General features: G+C 73.1%; 22 protein-coding genes and 1 riboswitch. Of the genes, 10 read left to right on the top strand and 12 right to left on the bottom strand.

Annotated features, from left to right (window positions below; genetic code table 11):
- Positions 1 to 129: 129 nt before the first annotated feature.
- Positions 130 to 2,865: a pyruvate, phosphate dikinase gene (gene ppdK / locus OG617_RS06710; RefSeq protein WP_405099666.1), complete on the bottom strand. Its 2,736-nt coding sequence runs from the start codon at positions 2,863 to 2,865 to the stop codon at positions 130 to 132.
- A gap of 739 nt (positions 2,866 to 3,604) precedes the next feature.
- On the opposite strand from ppdK, the gene OG617_RS06715 reads away from it, so the two are divergent.
- On the top strand, positions 3,605 to 4,270 hold the full coding sequence (locus tag OG617_RS06715; RefSeq protein WP_405099668.1) for a C39 family peptidase: 666 nt from the start codon (positions 3,605 to 3,607) through the stop codon (positions 4,268 to 4,270).
- 78 nt (positions 4,271 to 4,348) lie between these two features.
- On the opposite strand, the gene dusB is transcribed toward OG617_RS06715, so the two are convergent.
- From dusB to OG617_RS06735, 4 genes are all read right to left on the bottom strand, one after another.
- Positions 4,349 to 5,521: a tRNA dihydrouridine synthase DusB gene (dusB, locus tag OG617_RS06720; RefSeq protein ID WP_405099670.1), complete on the bottom strand. Its 1,173-nt coding sequence runs from the start codon at positions 5,519 to 5,521 to the stop codon at positions 4,349 to 4,351.
- A gap of 51 nt (positions 5,522 to 5,572) precedes the next feature.
- Positions 5,573 to 6,952: a glycine--tRNA ligase gene (locus tag OG617_RS06725; protein WP_405099672.1), complete on the bottom strand. Its 1,380-nt coding sequence runs from the start codon at positions 6,950 to 6,952 to the stop codon at positions 5,573 to 5,575.
- A 158-nt stretch (positions 6,953 to 7,110) separates the two neighbouring features.
- The gene (locus tag OG617_RS06730; RefSeq protein ID WP_405103507.1) at positions 7,111 to 7,584 is read right to left on the bottom strand and encodes a hypothetical protein; all 474 of its coding nucleotides are present in this window, start codon (positions 7,582 to 7,584) and stop codon (positions 7,111 to 7,113) included.
- Positions 7,585 to 7,710: 126 nt separating this feature from the next.
- Positions 7,711 to 8,052 carry an antibiotic biosynthesis monooxygenase family protein gene (locus tag OG617_RS06735; RefSeq protein ID WP_350887292.1) on the bottom strand — a complete coding sequence of 114 codons (342 nt, stop codon included), beginning with the start codon at positions 8,050 to 8,052 and terminating at the stop codon, positions 7,711 to 7,713.
- A gap of 26 nt (positions 8,053 to 8,078) precedes the next feature.
- Between OG617_RS06735 and OG617_RS06740 the strand changes: the two genes are divergently transcribed.
- From OG617_RS06740 to OG617_RS06775, 8 genes are all read left to right on the top strand, one after another.
- Complete coding sequence (locus OG617_RS06740; RefSeq protein WP_405099674.1) at positions 8,079 to 8,336, top strand: DUF6703 family protein; 258 nt, start codon at positions 8,079 to 8,081, stop codon at positions 8,334 to 8,336.
- 109 nt (positions 8,337 to 8,445) lie between these two features.
- Positions 8,446 to 9,399 carry a metal ABC transporter substrate-binding protein gene (locus OG617_RS06745; protein WP_405099676.1) on the top strand — a complete coding sequence of 318 codons (954 nt, stop codon included), beginning with the start codon at positions 8,446 to 8,448 and terminating at the stop codon, positions 9,397 to 9,399.
- Positions 9,396 to 10,157, top strand: coding sequence for a metal ABC transporter ATP-binding protein (locus OG617_RS06750; RefSeq protein WP_405099678.1), 762 nt, complete (start codon positions 9,396 to 9,398; stop codon positions 10,155 to 10,157). The genes OG617_RS06745 and OG617_RS06750 overlap by 4 nt, the downstream gene beginning before the upstream one ends.
- Positions 10,158 to 10,159: 2 nt before the next feature.
- A complete protein-coding gene (locus OG617_RS06755; RefSeq protein WP_405099680.1) occupies positions 10,160 to 11,026 on the top strand; it encodes a metal ABC transporter permease in 867 nt (288 codons plus the stop codon).
- Positions 11,027 to 11,069: 43 nt separating this feature from the next.
- Positions 11,070 to 11,369 (top strand): ArsR/SmtB family transcription factor, encoded by a 300-nt coding sequence (locus tag OG617_RS06760; protein ID WP_396684634.1) that lies wholly within the window; start codon positions 11,070 to 11,072, stop codon positions 11,367 to 11,369.
- Complete coding sequence (locus tag OG617_RS06765; protein ID WP_396684665.1) at positions 11,363 to 11,761, top strand: Fur family transcriptional regulator; 399 nt, start codon at positions 11,363 to 11,365, stop codon at positions 11,759 to 11,761. Before OG617_RS06760 ends, OG617_RS06765 begins: the two co-directional genes overlap by 7 nt.
- Before the next feature lie 93 nt (positions 11,762 to 11,854).
- The gene (locus tag OG617_RS06770; RefSeq protein WP_405099683.1) at positions 11,855 to 12,460 is read left to right on the top strand and encodes a hypothetical protein; all 606 of its coding nucleotides are present in this window, start codon (positions 11,855 to 11,857) and stop codon (positions 12,458 to 12,460) included.
- A gap of 9 nt (positions 12,461 to 12,469) precedes the next feature.
- Complete coding sequence (locus OG617_RS06775; protein WP_405099685.1) at positions 12,470 to 12,637, top strand: hypothetical protein; 168 nt, start codon at positions 12,470 to 12,472, stop codon at positions 12,635 to 12,637.
- A 78-nt stretch (positions 12,638 to 12,715) separates the two neighbouring features.
- On the opposite strand, the gene OG617_RS06780 is transcribed toward OG617_RS06775, so the two are convergent.
- The 7 genes from OG617_RS06780 to OG617_RS06810 all read right to left on the bottom strand — a co-directional run bounded on the left by OG617_RS06780 (position 12,716) and on the right by OG617_RS06810 (position 19,932).
- Positions 12,716 to 14,953 carry an acyl-CoA dehydrogenase family protein gene (locus OG617_RS06780; RefSeq protein ID WP_405099687.1) on the bottom strand — a complete coding sequence of 746 codons (2,238 nt, stop codon included), beginning with the start codon at positions 14,951 to 14,953 and terminating at the stop codon, positions 12,716 to 12,718.
- 131 nt (positions 14,954 to 15,084) lie between these two features.
- The gene (locus tag OG617_RS06785; protein WP_405099689.1) at positions 15,085 to 15,588 is read right to left on the bottom strand and encodes a DUF6328 family protein; all 504 of its coding nucleotides are present in this window, start codon (positions 15,586 to 15,588) and stop codon (positions 15,085 to 15,087) included.
- A gap of 114 nt (positions 15,589 to 15,702) precedes the next feature.
- Positions 15,703 to 16,452 carry a sugar isomerase domain-containing protein gene (locus tag OG617_RS06790; RefSeq protein WP_405099691.1) on the bottom strand — a complete coding sequence of 250 codons (750 nt, stop codon included), beginning with the start codon at positions 16,450 to 16,452 and terminating at the stop codon, positions 15,703 to 15,705.
- Positions 16,449 to 17,345: an aminoglycoside N(3)-acetyltransferase gene (locus tag OG617_RS06795; protein WP_405099693.1), complete on the bottom strand. Its 897-nt coding sequence runs from the start codon at positions 17,343 to 17,345 to the stop codon at positions 16,449 to 16,451. Before OG617_RS06795 ends, OG617_RS06790 begins: the two co-directional genes overlap by 4 nt.
- Positions 17,342 to 18,172, bottom strand: a complete 831-nt coding sequence (locus OG617_RS06800; protein WP_405099695.1) for an alpha/beta fold hydrolase — start codon at positions 18,170 to 18,172, stop codon at positions 17,342 to 17,344. The genes OG617_RS06795 and OG617_RS06800 overlap by 4 nt, the downstream gene beginning before the upstream one ends.
- 30 nt (positions 18,173 to 18,202) lie before the next feature.
- Positions 18,203 to 18,943, bottom strand: a complete 741-nt coding sequence (locus OG617_RS06805) for a TIGR03943 family putative permease subunit (protein ID WP_405099697.1) — start codon at positions 18,941 to 18,943, stop codon at positions 18,203 to 18,205.
- The gene (locus OG617_RS06810) at positions 18,940 to 19,932 is read right to left on the bottom strand and encodes a permease (protein ID WP_405103510.1); all 993 of its coding nucleotides are present in this window, start codon (positions 19,930 to 19,932) and stop codon (positions 18,940 to 18,942) included. The genes OG617_RS06805 and OG617_RS06810 overlap by 4 nt, the downstream gene beginning before the upstream one ends.
- A 288-nt stretch (positions 19,933 to 20,220) precedes the next feature.
- Positions 20,221 to 20,326: riboswitch (TPP riboswitch) on the top strand.
- Between the two features lie 73 nt (positions 20,327 to 20,399).
- On the opposite strand from OG617_RS06810, the gene OG617_RS06815 reads away from it, so the two are divergent.
- Positions 20,400 to 20,993, top strand: coding sequence for an ECF transporter S component (locus OG617_RS06815; RefSeq protein ID WP_405099699.1), 594 nt, complete (start codon positions 20,400 to 20,402; stop codon positions 20,991 to 20,993).
- Positions 20,994 to 21,103: the final 110 nt, after the last annotated feature.

Genomic DNA, 21,103 nt, shown 5'->3' on the forward strand with positions numbered 1-21,103 from the left:
GGGGGTGCGTGCGGCTCACCCACCGGGACCGGCGCCGATCAGTCGACGCCGACCGGCGACGCCGACCGGCGACGGGGGTCGGCGACGGGGGTCGGGGGTCGGCGTCGCCAGATCGGGCGACGCCGACCGTCAACGGCTGTCGGAGCCGTCGCTCTCCACCACGGCACGCCCCGCTTCCAGCCGGGCCACCGGGACACGGAACGGCGAGCAGGAAACGTAGTCCAGCCCCACCTCGTGGAAGAAGTGGACCGACTCCGGGTCGCCGCCGTGCTCGCCGCAGACGCCGAGCTTCAGCTCCGGCCGGGCGGCCCGGCCCTCCTCGGCGGCGATCCGCACCAGCCGGCCCACGCCGTCGCGGTCGATCGACTCGAACGGCGAGATGCCGAAGATGCCCAGCTCCAGGTAGCGCCAGAAGAACGCGCCCTCGACATCGTCGCGGGAGAAGCCCCAGCCCATCTGGGTCAGGTCGTTGGTGCCGAAGGAGAAGAACTGCGCCGCCTCGGCGATCTGGCCGGCGGTCAGCGCCGCCCGGGGCACCTCGATCATCGTGCCGATCAGCACCTCGACCCCGCTGTCCCCGACCACCTCGGCGATGATCTTCTCGGCCTCGGCGCGTACCGTCTCCAGCTCCTGGACCGCGCCGACCAGCGGGACCATGATCTCCGGGCAGGCCGCCCGGCCCTCGCGGGTGACCTGGACCGCGGCCTCCGTGATCGCCCGGACCTGCATGGCGAACAGGCCGGGGATGACCAGGCCCAGCCGGACCCCGCGCAGCCCCAGCATGGGGTTCTCCTCGTGCATCCGCCGGACGGCGGCGAGCAGCGCCTCCTCCTTGGCGACGTCCTCGCCGCGTTCCTGGGCGACGGCGACGTCCACAGCGAGCTGCTCCAGCGGGGGGAGGAACTCGTGCAGCGGCGGGTCGATCAGCCGGACGGTGACCGGCAGCCCTTCCATCTCGCGGAAGATCTCCACGAAGTCGTCGCGCTGCAACGGCAGCAGCGCGGCCAGCGCGTCCTGCCGCTCGGTGTCGGCGCGGGCCAGGATCAGCCGCTCGACCAGCTCCCGCCGGTCGCCGAGGAACATGTGCTCGGTGCGGCACAGCCCGATGCCCTGCGCGCCGAAGCGCCGGGCCCGGGCGGCGTCCGCGGCGGTGTCGGCGTTCGTCCGCACCGCCAGCCGCCGCCGCCCGTCGGCGTGCGTCATGATCCGGTGTACGGCCCGGACCAGCGCGTTGTCGATGTGTGCCGGGTCGAGGCTGCCCTCGAAGTACTGCACCACCTCGGACGGCATGACCGGCACCTCGCCGAGGTACACCTTGCCGGTGGTGCCGTCGATGGAGACGACGTCTCCCTCGGTGACGGTGCGCCCGCCGACGGTGAACTTCTTCGCCGGCACGTTGACGTCGATCTCGTCGGCGCCGGAGACGCAGGTCTTGCCCATCCCCCGGGCCACCACGGCGGCGTGGCTGGTCTTGCCGCCCCGCGAGGTGAGGATGCCCCGGGAGGCGATCATGCCGTTCAGGTCGTCGGGGTTGGTCTCCCGGCGGACCAGGATCACCGCCTCCCCCGCGCCGGCCCACTCGACCGCCCGGGCGGAGGTGAAGACCACCTTGCCGGACGCCGCGCCCGGCGACGCCCCGATGCCCTTGGCCACCGGCTCGAACTCGTGGTCGAGCTGGAACCGGGGGAACATGAGCTGGGCGAGCTGCGCGCCGTTGACCCGGTGCAGCGCCTCGTCCAGGTCGATCAGCCCTTCGTCGACGAGCTGCCCGGCGATGACGAACGCCGCCGCGGCGGTGCGCTTGCCGACCCGGGTCTGGAGCATCCACAGCTTGCCGCGCTCGATGGTGAACTCGATGTCGCACAGGTCCCGGTAGTGCTCCTCCAACCGGGCCATGATGCCGAGCAGTTCGTCGTAGGACTTCTTGTCCAGCCGTTCCAGCTCCTGCAACGGCACGGTGTTGCGGATGCCGGCGACCACATCCTCGCCCTGGGCGTTGGCCAGGTAGTCGCCGTAGATGCCCTGCGCGCCGCTGGCCGGGTCGCGGGTGAACGCGACACCGGTGCCCGAGTCCGGGCCGAGGTTGCCGAAGACCATGGCCACCACGTTGACCGCGGTGCCGAGGTCGGCCGGGATGCGCTCCTGACGGCGGTAGAGCACCGCGCGCTCGGCGTTCCACGACTCGAAGACCGCGCGGATGGCCAGGTCGAGCTGCTCGCGCGGCTCCTGCGGGAACTCCCGCCCGGTGTGCTTGGCGAAGATCTTCTTGTACGCGTCGACGAGCCCACGCAGGTCGTCCGCGTCCAGGTCGAGGTCGTTCTGCGTGCCCCTGGCGCGCTTGATGTCGTCGAGGGCCTGCTCGAACTCCTCGCCCGGCACCTCGCACACGGTCTTGCCGAACATCTGGATCAGCCGGCGGTAGGAGTCCCAGGCGAACCGGTTCGCGCCGCCGGAGGTGGCCTGGCCCGCCCCACCGCCCGCCTGCGCGCTGAGCCCGACGACACTGTGGTCGTTGAGGCCGACGTTGAGGACGGTCTCCATCATGCCCGGCATGGAGAACTTGGCGCCGGAGCGGACGGAGACCAGCAGCGGGTCGTCGGGGTCGCCGAGCCGCCGGCCCATCCCGCGCTCCAGCGACTCCAGGTGCTCCTCGATCTGGCCGGCGAGCCCGTCCGGCTCCCGGCCGGTCGCGAGGTACGCCTTGCACGCCTCGGTACTGATCGTGAAGCCGGGCGGTACGGGCAGGCCGATGTTCGTCATCTCGGCGAGGTTGGCCCCCTTGCCGCCGAGAAGCTCCTTGAGGCTCTTGTTGCCCTCGGAGAAGTCGTAGACGTACTTGCGATCGACCATCTCTTGCGCTGCCACCAGAGCCTCCAACGCGCGCCGGAACTGACACTTAACGAAGGTTCAGATCCTCCATACCCCGGGGCCGGCCTCCGGTAATCCGAGGTCGTCGGCGATCGGTGGGCGAAGGCTAAGCGAACATGGCGTGACCTGGGCCTGTTCGGTGACAATTGGCACAGTCATCCCGACTATCCGTGTCCGTACCGGTTTTTGGGAACGCTTCCACGCGCACTATCAAGCAATTCTCCGTTCCTCTCTCCCTCTTGACGCGCTGGTTCTGCCGAACCTCACCTTTGCCATATCACACGCAAATACACACCGAGGAGCCGCCATCCTGCCACCCATGCCCCCGCGCCACCCAACCCTCTAGCCGCGTTGATCAAGAGGTTTACGTCAGGATCCGCCGCCCCGCAGACGTAAACCTCTTGATCAACGCGGCTAGGCGGGAGGGGTGGTGGGCGGCCTGGGGGGGGTGGGTGGTTTGGGGTGGTGGGCGTGGGCCGGGCCACCCCGACGGGGGAATCGGTTGGGGGGCCGGGGCGTTGTACATGGTTCACCCGGGTGAGACCGGCCCGGGGTAGCCCCTGGAACCGAGACCCCCGCGGAATGCGGGGCCGGCCGGGGTCGTTACATCCCCTGGACGCCCGAGCAGGTCCCCCCGATCGCCGGGCCCGTCCCCCCGAACCTGACCCCCCTCGCGGCACACGTCGCTTCCCAGCGGGTGTTGCCGCGTGTCCCCCGACCAGAGGAGCACGCCACCATGCGTACCGATCTGATCCGCAGGACCGCCCTCACCGCCGGCATCCTCACCGCCACCGCAGCCGGTATCGCCGCCCCCGCCATCGCCGCCCAGGCGGCTCCGGCCGAGAAGGCCGCCGCCACCACGTCCGTGCAGGCCGACCGTAGGGCCGCCGGCGAGCGGCAGCTCGACGTCCGCTACGAAGCCCAGCCGAACTTCTACTACTGTGGTCCGGCCGCCGCGCGTAACGCCCTGTCCGTGCAGGGCAAGGCCATCAGTGTTGACGCCATGGCGAAGGAGATGGGCACCACCGAGGACGGCACCAACTCCATCAACGACATCACCCCCGTCCTGAACAAGGAGACCGGTAAGGCTGACGCGTACCGCAGCGTCGAGATCAAGACCGGCAAGGCCGACGACGGCCAGACCGACAAGCTGCGCGGCGATGTCGTCCGTACCGTCGACAGCGGTCGTGCGGTGGTGGCCAACATCGCCGGCACCTCCACTGACATCGACGGCGGCGTCCACTCGTTCGAGGGCGGCCACTACATCAGCGTCGTCGGTTACCGCGACAACGGCGGCATCGTGAGGATCGCCGACTCGGCCAACCCTGACCAGGCCAGCTACGAGGTCACCGTCGACAACCTTGCCGACTGGACCGCCACCCGCGGCTACGCCACCTCCTGACAACGACAACGCCAACGCCAACGACAACGCCAATGACAAGGGCCGGCCCCCACCCGGGGACCGGCCCTTCGTCGTGGGTCAGCCGCCGGAGTCGGCCAGCTCCGCGCCCTCGGGCACGGTGTCGTCGTCCCGGCTGGCCAGCCAGCCCTCGGGGAGGTAGACCTTGCCCGGGGAGTTCGTCCGGCCGCGTGGCTGGCCGAGCGTCGCCACCGGGAACGGCTCGGCCGGGTCGAGCTTGCCGAGCAGGTCGTCGAGCTGGGCCAGGCTGTCGATCATGGCGAGGGACCGGCGCAGCTCGCTGCCGACGGGGAAGCCCTTGAGGTACCAGGCGACGTGCTTGCGGAAGTCGGTGCAGCCGTCCCGCTCGCCCCGGGCCGGGTTCCGCGCCCCCGCCACGAACTGGTCGACCAGCAGCTCGGCGTGCCGCCGCATCGTCGCCGCCACCTCGCCGAGGGCGGGCAGCCGCCGCTCCGGCCGCCCGTCGAACGCGGCCTCCAGGTCGGCGAAGAGCCACGGCCGGCCCAGGCAGCCCCGCCCGATCACCACCCCGTCGACCCCGGTGTGGGCGACCATCCGCAGCGCGTCGTCGGCCTCCCAGACGTCGCCGTTGCCGAGCACCGGCACGTCGAGGGCCTGCTTGAGGGTGGCGATCGCGTCCCAGTCGGCGGTGCCCGAGTAGCGCTGGGCGGCCGTACGACCGTGCAGGGCGACCGCCACGACTCCGGCGTCCTGGGCGGCGAGCCCGGCCTCGACGTACGTCAGGTGGTCGTCGTCGATGCCCTTGCGCATTTTCACGGTGACCGGCACCCCGGCGGGCGCGGCGGCGTCCACCGCGGCCTTCACCAGCCGGGCGAAGAGCCTGCGCCGCCAGGGCAGGGCCGACCCGCCGCCCTTGCGGGTGACCTTGGGGACCGGGCAGCCGAAGTTCAGGTCGATGTGGTCGGCGAGGTTCTTCTCCACCACGATCCGCACGGCGGCGGCAGTGACCTCCGGGTCGGTGCCGTAGAGCTGGAGGCTGCGTGGCTGCTCGTCGTCGCCGAAGGCGATCATGCGCAGGGTCTTCGGGTTCCGCTCGACCAGCGCGACCGTGGTGATCATCTCGCAGACGTAGATGCCGCCGCCCTGCTCCCGGCAGAGCCGACGGAACCCGACGTTGGTGATCCCGGCCATCGGCGCGAGCACCACCGGCGGCCACACCTCGTGCCGCCCAAGGGTCAACGGACGCTGCGCGGGCAGGATCGGGGCGGTCACCGGACAAGTGTACGGGGCCCCGACCGCGCTGGTCGGGGCCCCGTATGCAGGTCAGCAGCCGGGGAGGCGCTCGATCAGGTAGCGCTCGACCTGGTCCAGGGAGATCCGCTCCTGGGCCATGGTGTCCCGGTTCCGCACGGTCACCGCGTCGTCGTCGAGGGTGTCGAAGTCGACCGTCACGCAGAACGGGGTGCCGATCTCGTCCTGCCGGCGGTACCGGCGGCCGATGGCCTGCGAGTCGTCGAACTCGACCACCCAGCGCTTGCGCAGGTCGGCGGCGAGGCCCTTGGCCTTCGGGGAGAGCGCCTCGTTGCGGGACAGCGGCAGGACCGCCACCTTGACCGGGGCCAGCCGGGGGTCGAAGCGCATGACGGTGCGCTTGTCCACCCCGCCCTTGGTGTTCGGGGCCTCGTCCTCGTCGTACGCCTCAAGCAGGAACGCCAGCACCGCGCGGGTGAGGCCGGCGGCCGGCTCGATGACGTACGGCATCCAGCGCTCGCCCTTGCCCTGGTCGAAGTAGGACAGGTCGACGCCGGAGTGCTTGCTGTGCGTGGACAGGTCGAAGTCGGTGCGGTTGGCGATGCCCTCCAGCTCGGCGAACTCGCTGCCGCCGAACCGGAACCGGTACTCGATGTCGACGGTGCGCTTCGAGTAGTGGGAGAGCTTCTCCTTGGGGTGCTCGTAGAAGCGCAGGTTCTCCTCGGACAGGCCGAGGTCGAGGTACCAGTTCCAGCGCTCGGAGAGCCAGTACTCGTGCCACTGCTCGTCGGAGCCCGGCTCGACGAAGAACTCCATCTCCATCTGCTCGAACTCGCGGGTGCGGAAGATGAAGTTGCCCGGGGTGATCTCGTTGCGGAACGACTTGCCGGTCTGCGCGATGCCGAACGGCGGCTTCTTGCGGGCGACCGTCTCCACGTTCTTGTAGTTGACGAAGATGCCCTGGGCGGTCTCCGGGCGCAGGTAGTGCATGCCCTCGTCGCTCTCCACCGGGCCGAGGTAGGTCTTCATCAGGCCGTTGAACATCTTCGGCTCGGTGAAGGTGCCCTTGTTGCCGCAGTTCGGGCAGTTCAGCTCCGTCAGCGAGGCCAGCGGCTTGCCGTGCTTCTCGGCGTACGCCTCCTCCAGGTGGTCGGCGCGGAACCGCTTGTGGCAGGACTGGCACTCCGTCAGCGGGTCGACGAACTCGGCGATGTGGCCGCTGGCCTCCCAGACCTTGCGGGACAGGATGACCGCGGAGTCCAGGCCGACGACGTCGTCGCGCTGCTGGACCATGGTCTTCCACCACTGCCTGCGGACGTTCTCCTTCAGCTCCACGCCGAGCGGACCGTAGTCCCACGCCGACCGGGTGCCCCCGTAGATCTCACTGGAGGGGAAGACGAAGCCCCGGCGCTTGGCGAGGCTGACGACGGCGTCGATACGGTCGGCTGGCATGTTTCCTCCTACGCCGGCTGGCGGTCGGCGGGGGCGAGATGTGGATGGATCGGTCGGTTCGGGGACAACGGTACGACCGTACGGGCCCCGGGCCCAGCAGAATACCGGGGGCGGGGCCGGCCACCCCCGCGAGCCTCCGCCCCGGCCGCGGATGAGTGTCAGCTCACCCCGCAGACCTCCATGGCCCCGGTCTGCCCGTCGGCGGCGAGGGTGACCTCCTGGTCGCCCCGGTTGCCGCCGCTGAAGGTGACGGAGACCGGGACGGTGAGGGTGGTGGGGTCCACCTCGCCCACCCGGTACGAGTCGATCTGCGGCTCGGCGGCGACCCGACGCTCGAACTCGGCCCGGGACTCGCGGCGCTGCGCGTCGTCGCAGAGGGTGTCGTACGACCTGCCGTACTTCCGCTCGACCAGCCCCTGGTAGTAGTCGTCGGTCACCGCGCGGCCCTGCTCCCGCACCGCCTGCACGTTGCTGACCGCCAGGCCGACCACGGCCGCCCCGCCCCCGCCGCAGCAGAGCAGCACGGCCAGCGCCCCGGCCCCGAGGCCGAGCCAGAGCCGGGCGCGGCGCCCCTCGGTCGGGGGCGCCACGAACGGCGGGGCCACTCCGGGGCCGGCCGGGGGCGCGGGCACCCCCGGCTCCAGGTGCGTCGGCGGCCCGCCGGGGGCAGGCGGCCCGTCCGGCCCGGGTGCCACAGGGTACGAGGGTGGACCGGCCGGTCCGGGTGCGGTCATAGGTGCAGGGTAGTGCCCGACGGGTCAGCGGTACGGGGCAGCGGCCCGATCACTGGGGTTCACCTCGACCGCCCCGCCGGGGGCGGCGGCGGCCAGCGCCTCGTACGCGGACGGCTCGTCGAGCGACTCGGCCAGCAGCGGCGTGGCGTGCACCTTGACGTCGAACCCGCCCAGCGCCCGCCGGTAGGCCCCGACGGACTCCCACTCGGTGACCAGGCACCAGTGGCGCGGGTCGTCCAGCGCCCGGAGCAGTTCCCCACGCAGGTAGCCGGGGCGGGCGGCGAGCGCGGCCAGGGCGGCGTGCGCGCGTTCGGTGAAGGCGGGGGCGACGTCCTCGTCGACCACGAACCGGTTGGTGACCAGCACCGGGTCCTCCTCGTAGAGTCTGTGGGATGCAGCGTACGCAGCGCCCCCTGCCGGTCCGGTTGGCCCGGGCGAACCCGACGACGGTCTTCCTGGTCACGCTGGCGCTGGTGCTGGTGGGGCTGTTCACGCCGGGAGTGTTCGGCGGGGTGCTGCTGCTGGCGCTCGCCGCCGCCCTGGTGGCGCTGCTGCTGACCACCTGGCCGGTGCAGGCGCCGGCCACCCGGGTGATCCGGCTGGTGATGCTCGTCCTGCTGATCACCGCAGCGCTGACGAAGCTGCTCTGACCGCCGCCGCTCGGAACTGGGCCACCTGAACGGGGCATTAGCAGACACCCCGTTCGCATGCAAGCATGCGTTTTTGACAATCAATTTCGTTGTCACGGAGAGTTGGGGCATGAAGCTCCGCCGCTCCACCGCACGTGCCCTGGCCGCAGCGACCGCCCTGATCGCCCTCGGCGCCGTCACCGCCTGCGCGGAGGACGGCGCCGGCGCAGACCCGCAGCGGGTCGACGTGGCCGCCGCCTTCTACCCGCTCCAGTTCATCGCCGAGCGGATCGGCGGCGACGCGGTCCGGGTGACGAATTTGACCAAGCCCGGCGCCGAGCCGCACGACCTGGAGCTCACCCCCCGCCAGGTCGGCGAGGTGAACCAGGCCGAGCTGATCGTCTACCTCAAGGGCTTCCAGCCCGCGGTGGACGAGGCGGTCGAGCAGAACGGCGGCGACCGGGCCTTCGACGTCGCCGGGGTGCAGCCGCTCCTGGCCGGGAGCGCAGGCGGGCACGACCACGAGGGCGAGGAGGCCGGACACGGGGGCGAAGAGAAGGACGGCGGCAAGGACCCGCACCTGTGGCTCGACCCGACCCGGCTGGCCACCGTCGGCGACCGGCTCGCCGAGCGGCTCGGCCGGGCCGACCCGGACCGCGCCGCCGACTACACCGCCCGGGCGGGCGCGTTGCGCGCCGAGCTGGAGACGCTGGACGCCGAGTTCGCCGCCGGGCTGAGGACCTGCCAGCGCCGCGAGCTCATGGTGAGCCACGCCGCGTTCGGCTACCTCACCGAGCGCTACCAGCTCGACCAGGTCGGCATCACCGGGCTGGCCCCCGAGAACGAGCCCTCCCCGCAGCGCCTCGCCGAGGTCGCCCGGGAGGCCCGGGAGCACCAGGCCACCACGATCTTCTTCGAGACCCTGGTCAGCCCGAAGGTCGCCGAGACGATCGCCCGCCAGGTGGGCGCGAAGACCGCGGTGCTCGACCCGCTGGAAGGACTGTCCGCCGATCATGGCGGGGACTACCTTTCGGTGATGCGCACCAACCTGGCGACCCTGCGGACGGCGTTGAGCTGCTCGTGAACGCGCCTGTCATCACCGTCACCCGCGGGGCGGTCGGCTACGACGGCCGCCCGGTGCTGCGCGACGTCTCACTGACCGTCACCGTCGGCGAGGTGGTCGCCGTGCTCGGCGCCAACGGCTCCGGCAAGTCCACCCTGATCCGCGCGGTGCTCGGGCTGGTCCCGCTGCACGCCGGGTCGATCTCGCTCTTCGGCGCCCCGCTGCGCCGGTTCCGGCAGTGGCAGCGGATCGGGTACGTCCCGCAGCGCCTCGGCGCCGGCGGCGGCGTCCCGGCCACCGTCCGCGAGGTGGTGGCCTCGGGCCGGCTGGCCCGCCGGGGCGTGCTGCGCCCGCCGGGCCGGGCCGACCGGGCGGCGGTCGACGCCGCGCTGACCGCCGTCGGCCTGGCCGACCGGGCCGGCGACCCGGTCGCCACCCTCTCCGGCGGCCAGCAGCAGCGCACCCTGATCGCCCGGGCCCTGGCCGGCGAGCCGGAGCTGCTGGTCCTCGACGAGCCGACCGCCGGGGTCGACGCCGCCAGCCAGGAGGCGTTCGCCGGGGCGCTGCGCGGCTTCGTCGACGGCGGCGGGACGGTGCTGCTGGTGGCCCACGAGCTGGGGCCGCTGCGACCGCTGATCAGCCGGGCCGTGGTGGTGCACCAGGGCGGGATCGCCCACGACGGCCCGGTCCCCGAGCCGGCCGGCCACCACGCCGACCCCGACCACGACCACGTGCACCCGCACGGACCCGACGAGCCCGCAGGGCTGTGGAGCAGTTGAGCATGGAGCTTTTCCAGTACCCGTACATGCAGCGCGCCCTGATCGGCGCGCTGGTCATCGGCCTGGCCGCCCCGGCGCTCGGCATCTACCTGGTGCAGCGCCGGCTGGCCCTGATCGGCGACGGGGTCGGGCACGTGGCGCTCACCGGCGTCGGCGCCGGGCTGCTGCTCAACCGATCCCCGGTGCTGGTGGCCGTGATCGTGGCGACGCTCGGCGCGATCACCATCGAGCTGGTCCGGGCGCGCGGGCGTACCTCGGGCGACCTCGCGCTGGCGCTGCTGTTCTACGGCGGGATCGCGGGCGGGGTGACGCTGGTCGGGCTCTCCGACGCCACCAGCGCCAACCTCAACGCCTACCTGTTCGGGTCGCTGATCACCATCTCGTCGGCGGACCTGACCACCATCGTGGTGCTCGGCGCGGCGCTCCTGGTGACCATGCTGGCGCTGCGCCCGGCGCTGTTCGCGGTCTGCCACGACGAGGAGTACGCCCGGGTCGCCGGGCTGCCCGTGCGGGCGCTGAACATGCTGCTCGCGGTCGGCACCGCAGTCACCGTGACGATCGCCATGCGGGCCGTCGGGGTGCTGCTGATCAGCGCCCTGATGGTGGTGCCGGTGGCCACCGCCCAGCAGGTCACCCGGGGCTTCCGCAGCACGATGACCGCGGCGATGGCGCTCGGGCTGTTCGCCGCCGGCTCCGGGGTCTGGGTGGCCGCCAACGCCGATACCGCCCCCGGCGCGTCCGTGGTGCTGCTGGCGATCGCCTCGTTCCTCGTCGTCGCGGTCGTCAGCGCCGGCTGGCGGGCGGTACGCCGACGCCGGGCGACGACCGGGACGGCGGTCGTCGAGCCGCCCGAAGTGGTGCTGAGTTGATCCTGCGCCCCGGCGGCCCGCTGGGACTGGTTATCGTTACAAGGTGACCGGCGGAACAGGATACGAGGCGTACGAGGACGCCGGTGAGCTGCTGCGTGCCCTCGCTGCCCCGATCCGGCTGGCGATCGTGAGCGAACTGGCGCAAGGTGAACGGTGCGTGCACGAGCTGGTGGAGAAGCTCGGGGCGACGCAGCCGCTGGTCTCGCAGCACCTGCGGGTGCTGCGGGGGGCCGGCGTGGTCCGCGGCTCCCGGCGCGGGCGGGAGATCGCGTACGCGTTGGTCGACGAGCACGTCGCACACATCGTGGCCGACGCGGTCAGCCACGCGGGGGAGGCATCGTGACCGAGGGGACCGCCGTCCGGAACACCCGGCAGCGCTCGGCGGTGAGCGCGCTGCTCGCCGAGGTCGAGGGGTTCCACAGCGCGCAGGACCTGCACGCCATGCTCCGCGAGCGCGGCGAGCGGGTGGGGCTGACCACCGTCTACCGCACCCTCCAGGGGCTCGCCGACGCGGGCGAGATCGACGTGATGCGCCCGCCCGGCGGCGAGCACCTCTACCGGCGGTGCAGCGAGGGCCACCACCACCACCTGGTCTGCCGGGCCTGCGGGCGCACCGTCGAGGTGGCCGGGCCGACCGTGGAGGTCTGGGCGGAGCGGGTCGCGGCGCAGCACGGGTACGCCGACGTCAGCCACACCCTGGAGATCTTCGGCACCTGCCCGGCCTGCGCCGGCTGACCCAGCCCGCCGGGCGACGCCGGCAGCCGGGTCCGCGCCGGTTGACAATTCCGACCCGTGCCGGGCGGGGCCGGCCGTGGCACGCTGTCCGGCGTGAAGATCTACGCCGATCGCTTCCCGACCGCCGTCCGCCAGTTCCTGACCGACCTGCTCGTCGTCGTCTGGGTGTACGCCGCGATCCGCTTCGCGCTCTGGGTGCACGACCTGGTGCAGAAGCTCGCCGTACCCGGGCAGAAGCTGGAGGGGGCCGGCGGCGGCCTCGCCGACAACCTGGCCGACGCCGGCGGCAAGATACGCCGGGTGCCGCTGGTCGGCGACGAGCTGACCGCCCCGTTCGCGAAGGCCGCCGACGCCGCCCGGGCGATGGCCGAGGCGGGCCGGGACCAGCAGGAACTGGTCGGCCAGCTCGCCCTGGCGCTCAGCATCGCGGTGCTGGTGTTCCCACTCGGCCTGGTGCTGGTCGGCTGGCTGCCGCTGCGGCTGCGCTGGATGCGGCGGGCCGCCTCGGCCAAGGCGCTGGCCGCCGTCCCGGGCGGGCGGGACCTGCTGGCCCTGCGGGCGCTGGCCGGTCAGCCGATCGGCAAGCTGACCCGGATCGCCCCGGACGTCGCCGACGCGTGGCGGCGCGGCGACGACGCCACTGTCGAGGCACTCGCCGCGCTGGAGCTGCGCGGGCTCGGGCTCCGGGCCGGCCGCTAGGGTGGTCCGGTGCTCTACTTCCTGATCGTCGTCGCCGTGTTGCTGCTGGCCTACGCCGCCGTGCTGGTCAGCTTCGTCCGCCGGGGCCGCAAGATCCCGCCGGCGGCGTACCTGGTGCTGGCGGCGCTCAACGGGGTGATCCTGGCCGCCGTGCTGGCCTGGGCCATCGCCCGGTGAGCCCGCTCCGCCCCGGGTCGCTCCGCCCCGGACGGGCCCCCTGCCGTGCCACGGGCGTCGGCAGGGGACCCTCCCTCGTCACTCGGGGCGGGGGATGCGGCGGCGGACGTCCTGGGCGATGGACGGGCCGGGGGTCCAGCCGGCCACCCAGGGCAGGTCGGCCGGCGGCGTGACCACCCCGTCCTCCAGGGCCGCGTACCGGCCGTCGAGGATCCGCTTCGCCGCCGCCACGTCGACGGAGTCGGTGTTTGCCCACAGGCCGGTGAACAGGGCGTCGACCCGCAGCCGGGCCTGGCGGCAGAACAGGTCGGCCAGCTCGACGTTCTCCGGGCGGGTGTCCTTCTCGGCGTACGCCCGGACGCAGACCGCGGACATCGCGAACAGTTCCGCGCCGATGTCCACCACCCGGCCGAGGAACGCCTGCTTGCGCTCCATCTTCCCCTGCCAGCGGGACATCGCGTAGAACGTCGACCGGGCCAGCTTGCGGCTGTGCCGCTCGACCTGGCGCAGGTGGCCGGCGAGCGGGCCGAACTCGGCGTACGCCCTCGGCGCCTGGCCCCGGCCGACGGCGAGGGTGGGGAGCCACTTCGCGTAGAAGGCCCCCGCCCGCGCGCCGGCCTTCGCCTTGCGGCCGAGCCCGGCGTCGGGGTCGATGATGTCCCCGGCGACCGAGAGGTGGGCGTCGACCGCCTCACGGGCGATGAGCAGGTGCATGATCTCGGTGGAGCCCTCGAAGATCCGGTTGATCCGCAGGTCGCGCAGCATCTGCTCGACCGCGGCCGGGCGCTCGCCCCGGGCGGCCAGGGAGTCGGCCGTCTCGTAGCCGCGCCCGCCCCGGATCTGGAGCAGCTCGTCGCCGATCTTCCAGGCCATCTCGCTGGCGTAGAGCTTGACCAGGGCCGCCTCGATCCGGATGTCGTTGCGGTCGTCGTCGGCGAGCAGGCAGCACAGGTCCAGCATGGTCTCCATGCCGTACGTGGTGGCGGCGACGAACGCGAGCTTCTGCGCGACGGCCTCGTGCTCGCCCACCGGCCGGCCCCACTGGACCCGGTCGGCGGCCCAGTCCCGGGCCACGTTCAGCGACCACTTCCCAGCGCCGACACACATCGCCGGCAGCGACAGCCGACCGGTGTTCAGGGTGGTCAGGGCGATCTTCAGCCCCTTGCCCTCGCCGCCGATGACGTTCTCGTTCGGCACGAACACGTCGTGGAACCGGGTGAGGCTGTTCTCCAGGCCGCGTAGGCCGGTGAACTCGTTGCGCCGCTCCACCGTGATGCCCTCGGCGTCGCCGTCGACGACGAAGGCGGTGATCCCGCCGCGCCGCCCCTCGGTGGCCGGCACCCGGGCCATCACCACCAGCAGGGTGGCCACGGTGCCGTTGGTGGCCCACAGCTTCACCCCGTTGAGCCGGTACCCGGTGCCGTCGGCGGTCGGCTCGGCCGTGGTGGCCAGCCGTGCCGGGTCGGAGCCGACGTCCGGCTCGGTGAGCAGGAACGCCGACACCTCGCCGGCGGCGAGCCGGGGCAGGAAACGCTGCTTCTGCTGGTCGGTGCCGAACATCTTCAGCGGCTGCGGGACGCCGATCGACTGGTGGGCCGACAGCAGCGCGCCGATCGCCGGGCTGACCGACCCGGCCAGCATCAGCGCCCGGCAGTAGTGCAGGTTGGTCAGCCCGAGCCCGCCGTGGGACCGGTCGATCTTCATACCGAACGCGCCGAGCCGGGCCAGCCCGTGGAACACCTCGTCGGGGATGCGGGCGTCGCGCTCGATCGCCGCCCCGTCCACCTCGGATTCCAGGTACGCCCGCAGCCGGCCGAGGAACTCCTCGGCCCGGACTTCCTCGGCCGGGTCGGTACGCGGCCAGGGGTTGATCAGATCGAGCCGGAGCCGGCCGAGGAACAACTCCTTGCCGAAGCTCGGCCGGTCCCACGCGGACTCGCGGGCCGCCTCGGCGACCTGCCGGGCCTCCTTCTCGGACACCTGACCGGCCTCCGTCGGCAGCGCCCCCGCGCCCCCGGCGGCGTCGATCGCGGCGGCGTCGGCGGTGGCCTCGGCGGCATCGGTAGCGGTAGCGGTAGCGGCGGTGGTGGTGGTGGTGGTGGTGGCGGCGGTGGCCTCGTCGGTGGTGGTGGCCCCGGCGGCGGGGCCCGGGGTGGCCGGCGCCGGGTCCATCGCGGCGGCCTCGGTGACGTCGGCGGCGGGGTCCGGGACGGCCGGGGCCGGATCGTCGATCGGCGCGGCCCGACCGGTGGGGCCGCCCGCCGGGGCTCCCCCCGCCGGGTCGGGCGCGGGTCGGCTGTTCTGCGTCGTGGTCACGGCGGCCCCCTCGAACCTCGGTCCGGATGCGTCAACGTGCTCGACAAGAGCAACGCTACCCCCGGCTGTTACCCAGGGGTAGCGTTGCGTGCACCTCGGATTTTCCCCAACGTCCGCGCTGGTCGGCGGGATCAGTCGCCGGTGAGCGCCTGCGGCTCGTCATCGTCGTCGTCGATGTCGTCGTCGCCCCAGTTGCGGCGGGCGAACGGCAGGGCCACCCAGAAGGTCAGGAACCAGGCCGCCGTGATCCCGGTGAGCACGAAGGCGATGCCCCGGTCCAGCACGAAGTCGGTGATCAGCAGGACCGCGCTGACCATCGAGACGAGCATGAGGGCGAGCCCGCCGCTGGCCATCCGGTGGGCGAACCGGACCAGCTCCGGCTTGCGCCCCTGCCGGAACAGCGCCCGGTGGAAGGCGACCGGGGAGATGATCATCGCGGTGGCGCCGGCCGCCGACAGCAACGCGACGATGTAAACGTCCTTCTGGAACTCGCTGGTGCGCGTGAAGCCGTTGCTGAACGGCAGGGTCAGCAGGAACGCGAACAGGATCTGCACGCCGGTCTGCGCGACCCGCAGCTCTTGGAGCAGGTCGGCGAAGTTGCGCTGCCAGCGCTGCTTCTCAGTTTCCTTCGACACGCGCTACCTCCGGGGGAACGGTACTGCCGGCGGGGTCCACCCCGCCGGCAGCATCGGCTTTGCCCCGTCCGGCGGACGGCGAAACCGACTCACGACCGCACCCGCCCGGCGCGGTCAGGACCCCCGGCGGATCCGGCCGACGTACCGGGCCTCCAGGCCGTTGTTGTGCTCGTCGCCGCCGGCGATGTTGGCCGACAGGTAGACCGGGGGCCGCTCCCCCGCCGCGAGCAGCCGGGCCACCACCTCGACCGTGAGCTGCTGCGCCAGCAGGGCGGCGGTGATGGAGGAGACCGCGCCGACCGCGCCGCCGCCGGGCAGCGGCAGGGTCGCATCGCCGTACGGGGCGCCGTTGTCCAGCACCACGTCGGCGAAGTCGGCCAGCTTCCGGCCGGACGGGTGGCGGGACGTCATCCGCGCCGAGTGCTGCGCCGAGGTGATCGCGACGAGGCCGTGGCCGCGCTCCTTCACCAGGGCGGCGAACTCCACGATGGCCCCGTTGACGCCGGAGTTGGAGGCGACCACGAAGACGTCCGACGGGTCGACCGGGGCCAGCTCGTAGAGGCGGTGGGCCACCGCCGGGTCCCGCTCCAGCAGCGGGCCCAGGACGTCGGCCGGGGCCCCGCCGTGCAGCACGAGGTCGCGCAGCGCGATCCGGTTGGTCGGCACCAGGCCACCGGCCCGGCCGGCGATCTCCATGGCGAGGGCCTCGGAGTGGCCGGTGCCGAACGCGTGGACCACCCCGTCGGCGCGCAGCGCGTCGGCGACCAGGTCCGCAGCCCGACCCACCGCCTCCCGTTGGCTGGCCGACACCCGGCCGATCGTCTCCGTCACCACCGCGAGGTAGTCCTCGGCGCTCACCGTCATGCTTCCTCCTCCGTCCGTCGGTTGCGGGCCAGCCAGTCCACCGCGAAGTCGACCGCCGCCCGCTGGCGCATCAACCTGCCCGTCCCGTCGCCGACCGGGCCGATCCGGACCGCGCCGGTGGCCTCCAGGTCCGCCCCGAGCCCGGGGAAGTCGGCCGAGTCGACCGCCACGTCCTCCCACCACGCCCAGTCCCGGCCGCCGTCGCGGGTGCGCACCGCCGCACCCACCCGCTGCCTCGGCGGGGCGGCCTGCCGGTACTCCGCCAGGTGCAGCGACGTGTTGCAGCCATGGTCGACACCGAGCAGCAGCACGTCGGCGTCCAGTTCGTACAGCCGGCCCAGCGGCGAGCCGGGACCGAGCATGTCGGCCAGCGGGTGCCCGGCCACGACCTCCTCGGCGGCGGGCCCGAGCGCGGCGAACGAGACGTGCGGGTGGTCGCTGCGCCGGGCCCCCGGCCAGCCCCGGACGGTCTCAGCCAGCGCCCCCATGAACCGGCTGGGGGTGACCGCCGGGTCGAAGCCGGGAGTCTCCGCGCGGATCACCGGCCACCAGTCCGCCGGCACCGGCGGGTTGCTCCACCCGGCCGGGTCGCTGTTCTCCGACGTGTGGGTCGGCACCACCAGCGTGCCCTCGGGGCCGAGCACGTCACGCAGGGCGAGGGCCACCGCCTGCGGGCCACCGCAGACGAACCCGAGCGCCCGCAGGCCGGCGTGCACCAGCACGACACCGCCGGGGCGTACCCCCAGGTCGTGGAGCTGCGTGGCGAGCGACGCGCGGGTGTGCGGCCGGGCCGCCACGACGCCGCCGGCCGCCGCACCCAGGCCACCCGCCGCACCCGGCGAGCCCGGGGCGGACGACGGATCCGGGACGGACGACGAACGCGCGGGGGTCACGGCGTGACGCCCGTGCGGGCCAGGATCGCCTCGGCGAGTGGACCGGGCGCCTCGTCGGGGATCCAGTGCGAGACGCCGGGCAACTCGACGAGGCGGTAGTCCCCGGTGACATGGGCGGCGCACGCCTCGGCGGCGGTGCGGCCGATCGCGATGTCCCTGTCGCTCCACACGAACGTGGTCGGCACCGACACCGGCCCGACCGCCGCGAGATCGGCCCGCGACATCGCCCGATACCAGTTCAGCGCGGTGGTCAGCGCGCCCGGCTCACGCATCGGCTCGGCGTACCGTGCCACCTGGGCGGCGTCTCCGACCCCGCCGAGCAGCTTGCGCAGGGCTGCGGCCCGAAACGCCAGCAGCGCCTTCTCCGCCTTGCCCGGCTTGCGGAACAGGGCGATGTACGACGAGCGGGCCTTCTGCCCGGTGTCCGTGGCCAGCGCGTGCGCCATCGCGGCGGGGTGCGGGACGGACACGGCGGTGAGGGTGCGCACCCGGTCGGGGCGGCTCGCGGCGAGCCCCCAGGCCACGATCGCGCCCCAGTCGTGCCCCACCACGTGCGCCGCCTCGACGCCCAGCGCGTCGAGCAGGGCCGCCGCGTCGGCGACCAGCTCCGGGAGCCGGTACGCCTCGACCGCCCCGGGCCGGGCGAGCGGCGAGTAGCCCCGCTGGTCCGGCGCGTATGTGCGCAGCCCGGCGGCGTGCAGCGCCGGCGCCACCTCGTCCCACTCGCCGCCGTGCTGCGGGAAACCGTGCAGCAACAGCACCGGTTCGCCGTCGCCCGGCCCGCCGGTGCGGGCCTCGAACGTCAGCCCTCGCGCCTCCACCTGCATGATCGGCAGCCTACTCAGCGGGGCCCGGGCTCACTCGTACTGGTTTCGCGGGACGGGCACCTCCCGCCAGGACTCCACGGCCAGGTACGGGATCTCGGCGTCGTTGACCGGGTCCCGGCCGACCCGGTCGCTGTACCGGCCGGTGGCCTCGACCCAGGTGTCGTTCGGCAGGCCGAGGGGCACGTCTCCGGTCAGGCCCAGCTTGACCGGGCGGCCGTCGGCGGCGCAGCAGGACAGCATCATCCGGGCCAGCATCGGCTGCCCGTCGGGGCCGGCGACGATGAACCCGGTGAGCCGGACCCGGCGGCCGCCGATCGAGGCGCCCCGGTCGAACAGTGCCCGGGAGGCGTAGTCGAGCACGGTGACCGGGGCGGGGTCGCCCGGCGGCAGCGGCGGGTAGTCGGACGGCTGCTGTTCGGCGGCGAGCGCCGTGCCGGCCTGTTCCGCCGCGTACGAGCCGAGGGCCGGCGGGGCGACCAGCAACAGTCCGAGCACCGGCAGCAGGAGCAGCCAGCCGATCCGTGGCTCGTGGCCGTGGTGGCTGTGGTGCTCGTGGCCGTCGCCGGGCTCGTGGCCGTGGTCCCCGGTGGCGGGCGGGCGCAGCTCGTACCAGAGGGTCGTCACGGCGGTGGCGACCAGCACCAGCCCGGCGGCGATCAGGAGCGGGCGCAACCCCTCCTTGACGTAGCGCAGGTAGAGGTCGGTGACGCTGGCCCGGACCACCGCACCGCCGAGCAGCAGCAGGACGACCGCCTGCGCCTGCCGGTTCACAACAGCACCGCCCCGGCGAGGGTGGCCACCCCGACGGCGACGGCGAAGGTCGCCGGGGCGAACCGGAACGCGAACCGCCGGCCGAGGACGCCAGCCTGCATGGAGATCAGCTTGAGGTCGACCATCGGCCCGACCACCAGGAAGACCAGCCGGGAGGTGAGGGAGAACTGCGACAGCGACGCCGCGACGAAGGCGTCCGCCTCGGAGCAGATGGACAGCAGCACGGCGAGCACGGCCAGGGCGAGCACCGACAGCACCGGATCGTCGGCGAGGGTCTGCAACCAGCGCTCCGGCACGAGCACGTTGATGGTCGCGGCGGCCATCGCGCCGACGACCAGGAACCCCCCGGCGTGCACGACGTCGTGTCGCACGGCGGCCCAGAAGGCCCTCCCCCGCCCGACGCCGGCCAGCTCCGGCCGGCGCGGCAGCCGGATCCAGTCGGCGCGGCCGAGCCGCAGCCAGAGCCATCCCATGATCATGGCGACTGCCAGGCTGGCGAGCGCCCGCGCGAGCACCATCCCGGGGTTGCCCGGGAAGGCGACCGCGGTGGCGGTGAGCACGACCGGGTTGACCGCCGGGGCGGCGAGCAGGAAGGCCAGGGCCGCAGCCGGGGTGACGCCACGCCGGATGAGGGAGCCGGCGATCGGCACGGAGCCGCACTCGCAGCCCGGCAGCACCACGCCGGCGACGCTGGCCACCGGCACCGCCAGGGCCGGATGCCGGGGCAGCGCCCGGGCCCAGAACGCGCGCGGGACGAAAACCGCGATCGCCGCCGACAGCAGCACCCCGAAGACCAGGAAGGGCACGGCCTGCACCAGCACCGAGACGAACACGGTGGTCCAGGTCTGCATCCGGGGCGCGGCCAGCGCGCCGGCCAGCGGCTCGCGGAACACCACCAGCAGCACCAGCACCGTGGCCAGCACCTCGACCGAGCCTACGAGGCCGCCGCGCGCCCGCCGCGGCCCGACCGCCGCCTCCCCCACCGGCACGTCCGGCCGGGCCGACGCCTCCCCCACTGGCACGTCCGGCGCGGCCACGCCGACCGCCCCCGTCGCCGGGGCCCGCCCGCCGGCCTCGGGCGGCGGCGGGGAACGGTCGGTCGGTGACGTCACGGCTCGCCCCCTGGCGTTCGACAGTTCGGCGGCGCGACAGTATCGCGCGCGGCGGGCCGGGTCGATGAAGTACGGCGAGATGGCGGTTTCCGCATCGAGGGTGAGCTGCGGTTGGATCACATTGCCCGGCGATCTTCCGAGGTGTTAGCGTCGTCGAGACAACTTCATATCCGACAGGGGAGCGCACAGCGCTGAGAGTGCGGGCATCGCCCGCAGACCCTCGAACCTGATCTGGGTAATGCCAGCGCAGGGAGTTCGGTCGACCTCCAGCCGCGCCGCCGTCCGGTTTCCCCGGGCGCGGCGTGCGTCTTCTCCTGGTTCACTCACGAACTGGGAGCCATCACATGAACCACACCGACAACCACCGCTGGCGCACGATCGACATCGTGGTCGCCTCCGTGATCGCGGTCGCCTTCGGCGTCATCTTCTGGGCCTGGGGCCTGGTCTGGAGCGCCACCGACGGGGCGTTCGCGTTCTTCCCGCCCGCGCAGACCCTGCTCTACGGGGTCTGGCTGATGCCGGCCGTGGTCGGCGGCCTGGTCATCCGCAAGCCAGGCGCGGCCCTGTACTGCGAGACCGTCGCCGCCATCCTGTCCGCCCTGCTGGGCAGCCAGTGGGCCGGCACGGTGATCCCGCAGGGCATGGTCCAGGGCATCGGTGCCGAGCTGGCCTTCGCCGCGTTCCGGTACCGCTCGTTCCGACTGCCGACCGCGCTGCTCGCCGGGGCGCTCACCGGCCTCAGCGCCGCCCTGTTCGACTTCCTCGTATGGAACGCCGAGTACGACCTGACCAGCTACCGCATCCCGTACGCCCTGCTCACCATCGTCAGTGCCACGGTCGTCTCCGGCGCCGGCGGGTGGGCCCTCACCCGCGCCCTGGCCGGCACGGGTGTCCTGGACCGCTTCCCGGCCGCCCGCGACTACCGCGCCCCCGTCTGATCAGGTTGATCAAGAGGTTTGCGTCAGCCGAACCCGGTTTTCCTGACGCAAACCTCTTGATCAACCAGGCTGGGATGGGGGGTTGAGGGTTGAGGGTTGAGGGTTGGGGG

Origin of the sequence: Micromonospora sp. NBC_01412 (assembly GCF_045040215.1) — a bacterium.
GTDB classification, from domain to species: domain Bacteria; phylum Actinomycetota; class Actinomycetes; order Mycobacteriales; family Micromonosporaceae; genus Micromonospora; species Micromonospora rubida.